The organism is Hydrogenispora ethanolica (assembly GCF_004340685.1).
Lineage (GTDB): Bacteria > Bacillota > UBA4882 > UBA8346 > UBA8346 > Hydrogenispora > Hydrogenispora ethanolica.
The window spans coordinates 38,224-52,404 of the sequence record NZ_SLUN01000029.1 but is presented as its reverse complement, the minus strand read 5'-3'; the positions used below and the strand labels follow the sequence as shown (position 1 = coordinate 52,404).

General features: G+C 55.4%; 12 protein-coding genes. 9 read left to right on the top strand and 3 right to left on the bottom strand.

All coding sequences use genetic code 11. From position 1 onward, the window contains the following. Window positions 1-616: 616 nt before the first annotated feature. Together EDC14_RS19540 and EDC14_RS19535 are read left to right on the top strand one after the other, a co-directional pair. Window positions 617-943 (top strand): LD-carboxypeptidase, encoded by a 327-nt coding sequence (locus EDC14_RS19540; RefSeq protein WP_165908153.1) that lies wholly within the window; start codon window positions 617-619, stop codon window positions 941-943. Next, a complete protein-coding gene (locus EDC14_RS19535; protein WP_165908152.1) occupies window positions 879-1,424 on the top strand; it encodes an LD-carboxypeptidase in 546 nt (181 codons plus the stop codon). Before EDC14_RS19540 ends, EDC14_RS19535 begins: the two co-directional genes overlap by 65 nt. 71 nt (window positions 1,425-1,495) lie before the next feature. Here the strand turns inward: EDC14_RS19535 and EDC14_RS19530 are convergent, their stop codons facing one another. Beyond that, window positions 1,496-1,690, bottom strand: a complete 195-nt coding sequence (locus EDC14_RS19530; RefSeq protein ID WP_132016003.1) for an aspartyl-phosphate phosphatase Spo0E family protein — start codon at window positions 1,688-1,690, stop codon at window positions 1,496-1,498. Between the two features lie 183 nt (window positions 1,691-1,873). Between EDC14_RS19530 and EDC14_RS19525 the strand changes: the two genes are divergently transcribed. The 6 genes from EDC14_RS19525 to EDC14_RS19500 all read left to right on the top strand — a co-directional run bounded on the left by EDC14_RS19525 (window position 1,874) and on the right by EDC14_RS19500 (window position 8,500). Next, complete coding sequence (locus tag EDC14_RS19525) at window positions 1,874-2,266, top strand: helix-turn-helix domain-containing protein (protein ID WP_165908151.1); 393 nt, start codon at window positions 1,874-1,876, stop codon at window positions 2,264-2,266. A 180-nt stretch (window positions 2,267-2,446) separates the two neighbouring features. After that, on the top strand, window positions 2,447-3,304 hold the full coding sequence (lipA, locus tag EDC14_RS19520; RefSeq protein ID WP_132016001.1) for a lipoyl synthase: 858 nt from the start codon (window positions 2,447-2,449) through the stop codon (window positions 3,302-3,304). 415 nt (window positions 3,305-3,719) lie between these two features. Beyond that, a complete protein-coding gene (argH, locus tag EDC14_RS19515; protein WP_132016000.1) occupies window positions 3,720-5,111 on the top strand; it encodes an argininosuccinate lyase in 1,392 nt (463 codons plus the stop codon). 102 nt (window positions 5,112-5,213) lie between these two features. After that, entirely contained in the window at window positions 5,214-6,404 is a 1,191-nt protein-coding gene (dapG, locus tag EDC14_RS19510) for an aspartate kinase (RefSeq protein WP_132015999.1), read from the top strand. A gap of 104 nt (window positions 6,405-6,508) precedes the next feature. Further along, a complete protein-coding gene (locus tag EDC14_RS19505; protein ID WP_132015998.1) occupies window positions 6,509-7,033 on the top strand; it encodes an adenine phosphoribosyltransferase in 525 nt (174 codons plus the stop codon). 240 nt (window positions 7,034-7,273) lie between these two features. Continuing rightward, window positions 7,274-8,500, top strand: coding sequence for an EAL and HDOD domain-containing protein (locus EDC14_RS19500; RefSeq protein ID WP_132015997.1), 1,227 nt, complete (start codon window positions 7,274-7,276; stop codon window positions 8,498-8,500). Window positions 8,501-8,566: 66 nt separating this feature from the next. Here the strand turns inward: EDC14_RS19500 and EDC14_RS19495 are convergent, their stop codons facing one another. Both EDC14_RS19495 and EDC14_RS19490 read right to left on the bottom strand, forming a co-directional pair. After that, on the bottom strand, window positions 8,567-9,409 hold the full coding sequence (locus EDC14_RS19495; protein WP_132015996.1) for an amidohydrolase family protein: 843 nt from the start codon (window positions 9,407-9,409) through the stop codon (window positions 8,567-8,569). Between the two features lie 211 nt (window positions 9,410-9,620). Beyond that, complete coding sequence (locus EDC14_RS19490; protein WP_243663034.1) at window positions 9,621-10,457, bottom strand: AraC family transcriptional regulator; 837 nt, start codon at window positions 10,455-10,457, stop codon at window positions 9,621-9,623. A gap of 341 nt (window positions 10,458-10,798) precedes the next feature. Between EDC14_RS19490 and EDC14_RS19485 the strand changes: the two genes are divergently transcribed. After that, window positions 10,799-14,140 (top strand): DUF5107 domain-containing protein, encoded by a 3,342-nt coding sequence (locus tag EDC14_RS19485; RefSeq protein ID WP_132015994.1) that lies wholly within the window; start codon window positions 10,799-10,801, stop codon window positions 14,138-14,140. Window positions 14,141-14,181: the final 41 nt, after the last annotated feature.

Here is a 14,181-nt window from a genome sequence, read left to right as displayed (position 1 = left end):
ACGGCGGGTTTATTTTATAGGTTCTTATCTGAAAAAGGCAGTTTCGGAAGGATCATAAAATAGATGAAGCGCCGCCGGGGGATCCGGCGGCGCCGGTCAAGGCTCGGGAAGACTTTCCGAAGCCTCCGGAAGGACTGCCGAGGCCCAAAGCGAATCGTCCGAAGCCCAAAGCGGATCGTCTGAAGCTCAAGGAGGACCGTCCCGAAGGAATGGACCAACCGCCGCAGAGTTGGGAAGGCCTGCCGAGGAGAAGAGACGACCTGGCGAAGGCTCAGGCCGGCATGACAAGGCCGGAGATTGTCTGGCGGGAAAGAAAGATTGGCGAGCGCGTTCCCGGGGAAGCGGGTTTTGAAACGGGGAGGAGGCTGACTCATGAAGGCATTGAAATTACAACGGGGGGACCGGATCGGCATCGTATCGCCCTCCAATCCGATTACAGCCGAGTTGATGCCGCAATTTGAAAAAGGAATGGCTTACTTAAAAGCCATGTGATAAAGTCTCTTTCCAATTGATTCGACTGGCAAGAAATTCCAAAACGACTTTATCACTTGCTTCTCTGAGCTTTTGTGTTCACCCTGGCCTTCGGACAGGGTTTATCACAACGCTTTTAAAAGGGTTGGGATTTGAGGTCGTCGTTGCGGAAAACGCCTTCGCCAATACGTTGGGGTATGCGGCGACTCCCGAGGAGAAGGCCGACGATCTCAACGCCATGTTCGGGGAGGCATCGATCAAAGCGATCATCTGTTCCCAGGGCGGCGCAACCGCGAATAGCTGTTTGCCGTACTTGGATTGGAAAATGATCGCCCAAAACCCCAAAATATTCATGGGGATCAGTGATATCACGGTTTTATTGAACGCTATCTATCAGCGGACCGGGGTTGATCACCTTTCACGGCAGCGATCTGATCTGGGATTTTGGCAGAGACGTCGGACCCTATGCTGAGCGTGAGCTGCTCAGCCGGCTGATGGAGGGGGTGATCGGCTTGATCCCCGGCAATGGTGAGCGAAGGACGATTCGGGGCGGGAAGGCGGAAGGGACACTCTGGGGCGGGAATTTGGAATGCCTGCTGAAATTGGCCGGAACGCCCTATTTCCCCGATTGCGCCGCGTCGCTCCTGTTTTTGGAAAGTTACGGCTTTTCGCCCGAAGGATGTTATTGCAAAGCGGTGCAATTGGAACAGATGGGTCTGTTTCGGAAGGTAAAGGGGATCATCGTTGGACACATTGAGGATGAGAATTGGGCGCAACGAACGGTTCACATGGAAGATATCCTGGTTCGCGTCACCGAGAGCTATAATCTACCAATCTTGAAAGTCAGCGATTTTGGTCACAACTGCTCCAATACTATTCTGCCGGTCGGAGTAAAGGCGAGAATGGATGCCGATCTTCGAACGCTGGAAATTTGCGAAGCATGTGTGATATAACGGGAGGGGTTGTTAACGAAAGGAATTGGAAGTTTCCAAAATCAAACTCATTATCAACCGCAAAGGAGGCATCATTTGTTTTTCAGCTTCTCGTACTCATTCAACGCTTCATCCAGTTCCACGCTGACCGCCAGAACATCCTCGTCCGTCCCGCCGCGCTCCGTATAGAGCCGTTGTAACTTATCCCGCAAGAATGCAATTCGTTGTTCCAAGATGGATACTTCATATCCTCCGGCAGTCTCCAGAATTTGGGCGACATAAACCATAATTTTATTCCTTATGGAAAAATGTTATAATGAACGAGACAAAATGAATAAAGCAAGTTCAAAGGCCGAATGAACGGCGCTTCGATTCATTTTGTCTCGTAGCGATGAAAGCCTTATATGGAATATTATTCTAATTATAATTATATATGCAATATTGGAAAATTGTCAAGGAGAAATTCAATATTGAAAGAAAAACCCGAAACCATCGGCGCCCGCTTGAAATTTGCCCGCAAGATTAAAAACCTCACCCTTCCGGAAGTCTCCCGGCGGACGGAAATTGCCCAGGGAAATCTGAGCGTCATGGAGAATGATAAAACCAAGCCCTCCGCCGACGCCCTGATTAAGCTCTCGGAACTCTATGAGGTCTCGGCGGACTGGATTTTGAAAGGCCAGACCGAGCCGACCTTCCACGGCCCTCCCGCGATATTGCCCGTCTTATCCCATAAAAAATTCAAGGCATTCCTCAGCGAGCTCGACGCCGAATGGACGCAAGGCGACATTGAGCTCAAAGGCTGGATCGTCGTGCAACTCCGCAAAGCGTTCCCGGAGATCGCCGCCAGGATTGAAAACGATTGACGATCGTCCCCCCGATTGGGAACGGATGGAGGCCCTGGCGGGGCTGCTTTTTGCCGCCGGGGCTGCTGCCCCGGGCGTCGTCCGCTTGAAAAGGCTAAAAAACCTTTCCTCTTACATCGACCGCCATTTTCCGCTATAATGAGATTCAGCACCGAATTTTTCAAAGGAGCGAGTTTCCTCATGCGCAACCGCCTGCCCGAATGGCTCCGCGGTCATTCCCCGCTGCGGGCCGCCACCAATCCCGTCCGGGAGGTCCTCGGCGACCTGCATCTGAACACCGTCTGTCTCTCCGCCCAATGCCCGAACCGGGGCCAGTGCTATGGGGAGGGCACGGCGACCTTTTTGATTCTGGGCAATGTCTGTACCCGGCGCTGCCGCTTTTGCGCGGTGGCCAAGGGCGAGGTCCGGGCGGTCGACCCCGGGGAACCGGCCCGGATTGTCACGGCCGGCCGGCGGCTGGGTTTGCGGCACATGGTGATCACCTCGGTGACCCGGGATGATCTGTCCGATGGCGGAGCGGGCTGGTTCGCGGCGGTGGTGCGCCTGATCCGGCAGGAGCTGCCGGGCGTCACGGTGGAGGTACTGACTCCCGATTTCCAAGGCATGCCCGAGGCCATCGGGACGGTGGCCGCCGCGGCGCCGGATATTTTCAATCACAACCTGGAAACCGTGGCCCGGCTGTATCCGGCGGTGCGGCCGCAGGCCGATTACCGGCGGTCGCTGGAGCTCTTGCGCCAGGTCAAGCGGATCGACCCGCAAATTCTCACCAAGTCGGGGCTGATGGTCGGCCTGGGGGAGAGCGGCGCCGAGGTCGAGCGGGCCATGGATGATCTGCGCGAGGCGGGCTGCGACTTTTTGACCATCGGCCAGTATCTGCAGCCGACCCGGGAGCATTTGCCGGTGGCCGAATATGTCCGGCCGGAGGTCTTTGAGGCGTGGGCCGAGACGGCTTACGGGAAAGGCTTCCGTTACGTAGCCGCGGGACCGCTGGTCCGGAGCTCCTTCCACGCCGGAGCTTTCCGGCAGTTGGCCCGGTAAGGAAAGATGGCCGCTTTCGCTGATGCGGTTCCGGGAAAAAGGGATTTTGCGTTTTTTGTGGAATGATCTTTCGTGGTCGTTTGATAGATAAGTTGAATTAAATTTCTAATAAGCATCATGTCCCTAAGACCGGCCATGATGGGAAATTTTAAAGGATTTAATTCAACTTATTACTGCTGTAATAGGATGAAATAAATTCCGCTTTGATTCATTTGCATTCGGCTTTAGGAATGCAAATCTTAAAAAGAAATTTATTTCATCCTATATAGATAGAGCCCTTCGTCGTTGCCGCTGCTGAAAGCTGGCGAAGCCGGCTTCGCTTTTTACTTCAGAGAATTGCAAATTGCCCGATTGTCCTTTGCCACAGTATCGGAAGGGACGGAATTTGCTATTCGTTTACTTAGGAGGATTGCCGATGAAAGCCTGGGGCGGGCGGTTTGAAAAAGAGACCGCAGCGGTCATGGATGATTTTCATTCTTCGATTCATTTTGATTGCCGGTTGGCGGAAGAGGACATCCGGGGCAGCATTGCCCATGCCCGGATGCTGGGCGACTGCGGAATTATCGGCGTGGACGAGGCCGGACAGTTGATCCGGGGGCTCCAGACCATTCTGGAGCGGGTCCGGGCCGGAGCGGTGAGCTGGGACCCCAAAGCCGAGGATATTCACATGAATGTCGAAAAGCTACTGGTGGCCGAGGTGGGCGAGGTCGGCAAGAAGCTGCACACGGCGCGCAGCCGCAATGACCAGGTGGCGCTGGACACCCGGCTGTATCTGCGGCGCGAGATCTATCACCTTCAAGGATTGATCGGCGAGCTCATCGAGATTCTGTTGGAGCGGGCCGAAGCGGAACAAGCGACGATCCTGCCCGGCTATACCCACTTGCAGCGGGCGCAGCCGGTGCTCCTGGGCCATCACCTGCTGGCCTACTTTGAGATGTTCCGCCGCGATTACCAGCGGCTGGACGATTGCTTGAAACGCACGGTCCTTTCGCCCCTGGGCTGCGGGGCGCTGGCCGGAACCGGATTCCCCATCGACCGGGACCGGGTCGCCCGGGAATTGGGCCTGGCGGGCGTGACCGGCAACAGTCTGGACGGCGTCAGCGACCGCGACTTCGCGGCCGAATTCATCTTCGACGCGTCGCTGGTGATGATGCATCTCTCCCGCTGCTGCGAGGAGCTGGTCCTCTGGTCCTCGATGGAGTTTCAGTTCGTGGAGATGGACGACGCCTACAGCACCGGATCCAGTATCATGCCGCAGAAGAAGAACCCCGACGTGGCCGAGCTGGTGCGGGGGAAGACCGGCCGGGTTTACGGCGATCTGATGGCCATCTTGACCATGATGAAAGGCCTGCCTTTGGCCTATAACAAGGATATGCAGGAAGACAAGGAAGCGCTCTTCGACGCGGTGGATACGGTGGTCGGCTCGCTCTCCATCTTCAATCCGATGGTCAAAACACTGCGCTTCAACCGCGACCGGATGCTCGCGGCGACCCGGGACGGCTTTTTGAATGCCACCGACCTGGCCGATTATCTGGCCGCCAAGGGGCTGCCGTTTCGCGAGGCTCATGCGGTGGTCGGCCGCTTGGTCCAGTACGGCATCAAGCACGGCAAACGCCTCGAAGACCTCAGCCTGGAGGAGTTCAAGGAGGCTTCGGAGCTGATCGCCGCGGATATCTATGAGACGCTGGACATGACCCGGGTGGTGAAGGTCCGCAATTCGGCCGGCGGGACCGCGCCGGAGCAAGTCCGGGAGCAGTTGGAAAGGGCCCGGGCCTGGTTCGCGACGCTGGAAGCTGCCAAGGGCTGAGCGGAGCGAAATGAGCATAAGCATAAGATTGTTTCGATCCGGGATACGGATATCGGAAATAAGCATGATCCACTCTATATTGACTTAAAGGACGGGGAACGGATGCAGATCATCGTACAGAAATTCGGCGGCACCTCGGTGGCCACGCCGGACGGCCGGGAGAAAGCGGCCGCCAAGATTATTCAGGCCAAGAATGAGGGAATGTCGGTGGTGGTGGTCGTCTCGGCGATGGGCCGCCAAGGTGAGCCGTACGCCACGGATACCCTGATCGGACTGGCCAAGGGGATCGAACCCGCCGTGGCGCCGCGGGAGATGGATCTGCTCATCGCCTGCGGCGAGATCATTTCCACCATCGTGATGGCGCAAACCTTGGAGAAACTGGGCCATCCGGCGGTGGCTCTCACCGGCGGCCAGGCCGGCATCCTGACCGATAATCATTTCGGCGAAGCCCAGATTCAGGGGATTAACCCCGACAACATCCTGCAGCACCTGGGAGAGGGCAAGATCGTGGTGGTCGCCGGATTCCAGGGAATTACCGCCGTCGGGGACATCACCACCTTGGGCCGGGGCGGCTCGGATACGACCGCCACGGCGTTGGGCGCGGCGCTCGATGCGGAAATGGTGGAGATTTACACCGATGTCGACGGGGTGATGGCCGCGGATCCGCGGATCGTGCCCGAGGCCAAGATTCTGCGGGAATTGAGCTACCAAGAGATCTGCGAAATGGCCAATCAGGGCGCCAAGGTGGTCCATCCCCGGGCGGTGGCGATCGCCCGCGACAAAAAGGTGCCGGTCAAGGTGAAAAGCACCTTCTCCGAGGACGGCGGCACGCTGATCTCGAACGGCCAAGCGTCCCGGGTGATCACCGGCATCGCCCATCAAGCCGGTTTGGGCCGGGTGCTGGTGAAGGCCAAGAGCGGCTCCCTCGAACCGGCGGAGGAGGTCAAAGTCTTCAAATTAATGGCCGAAGCGGGCATCAGTGTCGACATGAACGCCATCTCCGGCGGCCAGGTCAGCTTCGTGGTCAAGCAGGAACTGTTGGGCCAGGCCGGCGATTATCTGTTGGCCCAAGGGTTTCAGGTGGAGCTGGTGCCCCACTGCTGCAAAATCTCCTTGATCGGAGTCGGCATGACCGAGAGCACCGGCACGATGATGCGGGTGGTGGAAGCCCTGCATCATGGGCATATTAAACTGCTGCAGACGGTGGATTCGGAGATCACCATCTCCTGCCTGGTGCCGGAGGAGCAGATGGCCAATGCCATCAAAGTGCTGTACCGCGAGTTCGGATTGTAGTCCGAGATCCCGAATTGTCCGAATACCGTGTTGAAAGATGGTTTCGCAACATATATAAATAGCGGGTCCGGCAGGTTTGGACCGAATCAAAAGGGGGAATTACGATGGATCTAAAGTCATTAATCCGGGAAGTGCCGGATTTTCCGAAACCGGGAATCAGTTTCAAGGATATTACGACGCTGCTGAAGGACGGCGCGGCGTTGCGTTATGTGGTCGATCAGTTTGACGGGCATTTCCGGGCCGCCCGGCCGGATGTGATCGTCGGCGCCGAGTCCCGGGGCTTCATCCTGGGAGCGCCGCTCGCGTATCAATTGGGAGTCGGCTTCGTGCTGGTCCGCAAGCCCGGAAAATTGCCCGCGGCCAAGGAGCGGATCACCTATGACCTGGAGTACGGCCAGGATGCTTTGGAGATCCACGTCGACGCGATTCAGCCCGGCCAGAAAGTGGTGATTGTGGACGATCTGCTGGCCACCGGCGGGACCATCTCGGCCACCGCCGAATTGGTGAAACGGCTGGGCGGGGTGATCGTCGGTTTCGCTTTCATCATCGAACTGGATGCCTTAAAAGGCCGGGACCGTCTGGCCGGATATGATGTCCTGAGCCTGGTCCATTACGACGACGAGGAGTGACCGGTCCTTCCGGAGGGGAAGGATGGGGAAGCGCGTTCCCATGGTTCATTTCCGAACGAAGGTAAAAGACTGCCGGAGTGATTGCGGCGGCCTTTTATTATGCGGCGGGACCGCCGGGTCGGAACCTAGGTTTATGTATTTTTTCCTGAAAAATACTTTATGCTTTGGCGAATTTGCCGATATATCAATTAGGCGGATTAGCGGTTGAAGTTCATTACCGAAATAAGGGGAATTGGATCGATGGATGTATTCGTTGCCAGACAACCCATCTTCGACAGGCAACTCAAGGTTTACGGTTATGAACTTTTATTCCGGTCGGGGCTGGAAAATTTCTACACCGCGACGGACGGGGATCAAGCGACTTCCACGGTCATCGCCAATAGTTTCTTGCTGATCGGCATCGATAGCCTGGTCGGGAAGAAGCGGGCTTTCATCAATTTCACCCGGAACCTGTTGCTCAATGAGACCGCCACGATTCTCCCCAAAGAAACCGCTTTCATTGAAATCCTGGAGAATGTGACGCCCGATCCGGAGACGATCGCCGCCTGCCAAAGGCTGAAGCAGCTCGGCTACTCCCTGGCCATGGACGACTTTGTGTTCAAGCAGGAGATGACGCCGCTGATCGAGCTGGCCGACCTGATCAAGGTGGACTTTCTGACGACTTCGGTGGCGGAGCGCCGCGATCTGGTGCGGCGTTTCTGTTCCAAGCCATTGAAATTCCTGGCCGAAAAGGTCGAATCCCGGGCCGAATTCGAGGAAGCCCTCGACATGGGGTACGCTTATTTTCAAGGGTTCTTCCTGAGCAAGCCGGTGATCATCGCCGGAAAGGACGTGCCCGGCTACAAAGTCAACTACTTGCGGGTCCTGCACGAGCTGGGCCAAAGCTCACCCGATTTCGATCGGGTGGAATCTTTGATCAAGCAGGATATCTCGCTCACCTATAAATTGCTCAAATTCATCAATTCGGCGGCGTTCGGCTTCCGGACCCGGATCCAGTCGGTCCGCCAGGCCGTGGTGCTCCTGGGCCTGAAAGAGGCCATCAAATGGCTGTCGCTGATCGCCATCCGCGGCCTGGCCAGCGATCACCCGGACGAGCTGGTGGTGAGCTCGGTCTTTCGGGCGCGCTTCGCCGAACTCCTCGGACCCGCCGTCGGGCTGGAATCCCGTTGTTCGGAACTGTTTTTGATGGGCCTCTTCTCGATGATCGATGTGTTTCTGGGCAGGCCGATGGCGGATATCCTGGACGAACTGCCCATCACCGAAGAGGTGAAGGGAGCCCTGCTGGGAAAGGCCGGGGTCTATGGCAACGTTCTCCAGCTGGTGCAGGCCTATGAGAAAGGCGATTGGGAGCAGGTGCTTTTCCGGACCGACGCCCTGCGGATCCGGGATGCGCAACTCCCCGAACTTTTCCAGGACGCCCTGGAGCAGACCAAAGTATTCACCGCCATCAGCGCTGCCCACGCCTGATCCGCATCCGCCCCGTCCCCGTCCCCCGGAGCTTCCGTTCCCGCGCATGGAAAGATGGTGCCGCTATTACTTCCCGCTCGCGATCCCCAACAGCTCGGCGCAGTTGAGCCCCAAGATCCGCTCCCGGTCGCCGTCGCTCAGCCAATCCAGCTCCGCGAGGAGTTCCAGCTCCTGCCGGGGCGATTTCAGAGGATAATCGCTGCCGAAGAGGATCTTTTCCGTCCCGTGGCGATCGATGAGCCGCCGCAGCAGACCCCGGTCGATATACGACAGCGTGCTGGAGGTATCCAGGTAGACATCCCGCCCGGCCAGATCGGCCAGTGCCTCTTCCCAGAAACAATAGCCGCCCATATGCGCGGCGATCGCCCGCAGCTTCGGGAAACGGTCCAGAATGGCCGCCAGTTTGCGCGGGGTGCTGAAATTGGCCGCGGTCTTGACCGGATCGCCCATATGGACCATCAGCACGAAATCGGAGCAGACCTCCTCGAAGAAGGGTTCGAGCGCCGGATCGGCCAGATCGATCCCTTGAAACTCGGGATGCAGCTTGATGCCTTTGAATCCGGCCGCCCGCAGCCGGGCGATCTCCGCCGGCCAATTCGGGTCCCCGGGATGAAAGGTGCCGAAGGGGATGATCCGGGGTACCCGGGCCAAGCCGCTGAGGCGCTCCAGTTCGGCGGGGCTGAGGCGGGCGACGTCCAGAATCCAGTCATTGGCCGGCTTGACCTGTTCCGGCTTAGTGGCGGCCACCAGGAGGACGACCGCGTCCAGCCCGGCCTCGACCGCCACGCTCAGCAGATCGCCGAGTTTCCCCCCGAAGTCGGTCTGGATATGATAATAGTTGATGAGTTGGGCCACGGCTTTGTCGGCGATCTTATCCGCAAAGGCGTGGGTATGGCAATCGATGCGCATCACTTGGACCTCTTTCCCTTGTTTTCCGTTCGATTTTCAAATCTTGAAAGACTTCGACGCCGGCAAGGCCATTCCTGTCAGCCGAATCCGGCATGATGTTAAAGCGGCGTTAAAGGGATGGACACCGGCAAATGCGAACCGCCGTATACCGAATGGTCCGTACGGTGATGCAAGAAGCCGGTGAATGGAGCGATACCGCTTGCGCGACGATTTACCCCTTCTTAATTTTACGATAGGCGGAAGGGGACTGCCCCATGATTCGGTGAAATAGCCGCGAAAAATAATACGGATCTTTGAAGCCGAGTTTGGCGGCGATGGTTTCAATGTTCAAGACCGTGATGTCCAGATACTGGCAGGCCCTTTGAATCCTTAAACGCAGGAAATAATCGATGGGCGAATAACCGGTCTTGTTTTTAAACAGGTAAGAATAATGGGATACCGAAAGATTGGCGCGGGCGGCCAGTTCATGTAAAGCAAGATTTTCCGCCAAATGTTTGGCCATATATTGGATGGACTCTTCGATATCCTGATTACTGGCTTTCAATTGCAGCTGGTAATCGTGATTCATTAAAAAGATCAGGCCCAGCAAATGGGGGAGTATCTGCGAAGCGAGGATCATGTTGTCCAGAGTGAAGCCATTCTGCAGCACTTCATAAATTTCATTAAACAAGCGGACGATGTTGGGGGCTTTCTCCAGCGGGATCGGGAAGGCATGAAATTCCGGCAATAAATGCTGGAAATAGTATTCGGATTGACCGCCCAGGAAATGGAGCCAATAGATGGTCCAGGGATTGGCATCGCTGGAAGCGTAGATATGGGGCGTGCCCCTGGGGATGATCAGCAGGTTGTCCTGATGGAGCGGCTGGTTCTTGCCGTCAATGGTAAACCAGCCTTTTCCTTTCACGCAATAAATCATGATGTGCTGGTCGCAGCCTTCCAGCCGCTCGCGGTAATGAAATTGCGCCTCCGGGAAGTGGCCGATGTCGGTCGGGTAAAGCGGCCGAATCAGCGGATGTTCCGTAACTTCCTTCAGGAAATTTCGGGGCAAGACAATAATCCTTTGACCGGAAAAGCCTTCGTCTTTTCTGATAGTGTCCATGATTTAATTGTAATCGGGAAACCCGTTCTTTGCAATTGAAAATCGTAATATCGTCCAGGTTCTTAAGCGGATAGTGAATGGAGTTTTTCCTGAGCTTAAGCTATATTTAACCTATCGGAAATATGACTTTGTTCCCAAAGGGCCCTCGTCGTGGACGCGTTATATTCTGACGGTTCCTTTACCACTGCCATCGAAAAGTGTTGCGATGAACCCTGGCCGCGGGTCAGGGCGACCGCAAAAGCTTAGCGAAGCAAAAGGGATAAGGAATTCACATTCGAGGAGGACTGGGCATGAGAACAACGGATTTGGCAGTCAAAATATGGGAGGAAGATCTGGAGATACCCACTTATCCCGTAGGAAAGCCGGATAAGAACCCGATGTTTTTGGAGAAACGGGTATACCAGGGCAGTTCCGGAAAAGTTTATCCCTACCCCATCATTGATAAAATTGATGACCGGAAAGTGATTCAAAAATATCGCGCCGTGTTTCTGGAAAACCCTTATTTGTTGATCGTGATCTTACCGGAGCTCGGGGGCAGGATCCAAAGGGCGCTGGATAAGACCAATCAATATGATTTCGTTTATTACAACCGGGTCATTAAACCGGCGTTGGTGGGACTGGCCGGTCCCTGGATCTCCGGGGGGATCGAGTTCAATTGGCCCCAGCATCACCGACCCAACACCTTCGGCCCGGTCGAATATCTGTTGAAAGAAAATCCCGACGGCAGCAAAACCGTTTGGGTCAGCGAGATTGACCGGATGTACGGTACCAAGGCGACGACCGGATTTACGCTGTATCCGGATAAAGCGTATTTAGAGATTAAAACGCGGCTGTATAACAGAACGCCGGAGCCGCAAACTTTTTTGTGGTGGGCCAATCCCGCGGTGGCGGTCAATGAGCATACTCAATCGGTGTTTCCCCCGGATGTGCACGCCGTATTTGATCACGGCAAACGGGATGTTTCGCGGTTTCCCATTGCCACCGGGACGTATTATAAGATGGATTACTCGGCCGGGGTAGATATCTCCCGTTACAAAAACATTCCGGTTCCCACTTCGTATATGGCGTATCATTCCGATTACGATTTCGTCGGCGGTTACGACCACGAAAAACGGGCCGGCATTTTGCATATCGCCGATCATCATATTGCGCCGGGCAAAAAGCAATGGACCTGGGGCTGCGGCGATTTCGGCCAGTCCTGGGACCGCAACCTCACCGATGAAGACGGCCCCTATGTCGAATTAATGACCGGAGTCTATACCGATAACCAGCCCGATTTTACCTGGCTGATGCCGAACGAAGAGAAATCATTTACGCAATACTTCATGCCCTATAAAAACATCGGCATGGTGAAGAACGCCACCATCGACCTGGCGGTAAACCTGGAGACCCAAGCCGGTAAGGCGACGGTCGCCGTATATGCTACCGCCGTCCTGAAAGGGGCAGTCGTTGCGCTGCAAGGCAAGGAACAAAACTATCTTCGGACCGAGGTTAATCTTTCTCCTGAGAATTCCTGGACTCAGGAAGTGACTTTGGATCCGGCTGAACAAGAATATCATTTATCCTTAAAGGTGTTCGGGCCTAACGGCGAGTTGCTGATTGCGTATCAGCCGGCGGAACCCAAGATCGAGCGGATTCCGGACCCGGCGAAACCGGCCTTGCCTCCGGCCGCGATTCAAACTAACGAGGCCCTTTATCTACAGGCGTTGCATCTGGAACAATACCGCCATGCCACCTATGATCCGGATCCTTATTATTTGGAAGGATTAAAGCGCAATCCTGACGACATCCGTCATAACAACGGCTATGGTTCTTTGCTGCTGCGCCGGGGGCTATTTGAAGAAAGCGAAAGCTATTTCCGCAGGGCGATTGCCAGCTCCACCCGGTACAATCCCAATCCTTACGACGGCGAGCCCTATTATAATCTGGGATTGGCGCTGAAGTATCAGGGGCGGCTCGCTGAGGCGTACGACGCGTTTTATAAGTCGGTCTGGAGTGCGGCCTGGCAAGACAGCGGTTATTTTTCACTGGCCCAGATCGCCTGCGCGAAGGAAGACTACGGTAACGCTTGCGAGTTGATTGCGAAGTCGCTGGTCCGCAATGCCCATCATTACAAAGCCCGCCATCTCTATGGGGCCATCCTGCGCCAGCTGGGCCGTTATGAAGAAGCCGCCAGAATCGCCGCGGAGACCCTGGCTTTGGATCCGCTGGATTTCGGCGCCCGCCGGGAACTGCAGCTGTGCTTGGAGGCCTTAAATCAAAGCGAGCGTGCCGCGGCCATGAAACGGGAATTATTCGCTTTACTGGAAACCAATGAGCACAATGTGCTGGAGTTGGCGAGAGATTATGGCAACGCCGGATTTTTTAGCGAAGCCTGCCAGTTGCTTGAAGAAGGGATTGCCGCCCAAAAGCAGTTGGGGAAGGGTGTTTCGCCGCTTATTTATTATTACCTCGGCTACTATCTCTATCAGAAAGGGGAGACCGCCGGGGCGCTGGCTTATTTTAAAGAAGCCATGACCACCATGCCGGATTACTGTTTTCCCAACCGGCTGGAGGATATTCCAGTCCTGCAACTGGCCTGGGAACTAAATCCCGGCGATGCCAAGGCTCCTTATTATTTGGGCAACTTATGGTATGACAAAAAGCAGTCCGCTTTGGCGATAGAATGCTGGGAACAATCGCGGGCGATCGATGATACCTTCCCGACGGTCCATCGCAACCTGGCGCTCGCTTATTACAATAAACAGCATGATCCGGCCAAGGCCCGGGCCGCGCTGGAAAAAGCCTTTGCTCTCGATCCCGCCGATGCCCGGATCTTTCTGGAGCTTGATCAGCTCTATAAAAAAACCGGGGTGGAGCCGCAATTCCGGCTGGATTTGTTTAACAAGTACCGGAATCTGGTCCAATGCCGCGACGATTTGTATCTGGAGTATGTGACGCTCCATAATCAACTGGGCGATTGCGAAACTGCGCAAGAGCTCATTGCCGGCCGGCGGTTTCACCCTTGGGAAGGCGGCGAGGGAAAAGTCTCCGCCCAATATGTTTATTGTCGGGTCGAGCTCGCCAAACACTACATCCAACAAGGGGAATTTCAAAAAGCCATCGCCCAATTGCTGCAAGCGAGCCAGTATCCGGTCAATCTGGGCGAAGGCAAGCTGTATGGGGCGCAGGAAAACCACATCCATTACTATTTGGGCTGCGCCTATCAGGGATTGGGTTCCACGGAAAAGGCCAAGGAAGCTTGGGAAAAAGCGGCGGTGGGCCTCGATGAACCCGCCAACGCAATGTTTTATAATGATCAACCGGCCGACATGCTATTTTATCAGGGATTAGCCTTGGTAAAATTGGGCCGGCCGGACAAGGCCAGGAGCCGTTTTAACAAGCTGGTGGCATATGGCGAGCAACATTTGTTTGATCAAGTAACTATCGATTATTTCGCCGTTTCATTGCCGGATTTTTTGATTTTTGACGAAGATTTGACCAAAAGAAATGAAATCCACTGCCATTACTTGTTGGGCCTGGGGTATTTGGGTCTGGAACAGCGGGAACAGTCCCGCCAGGAGCTAAAACGGGTTCTGGAGCTTGATCCCAATCATTTGGGCGCCCTAACCCACTTGAAAATGGTAAACTAGCGCGCCTTTACCACTAAATTCTCATTTTTTATAAAGGGAAG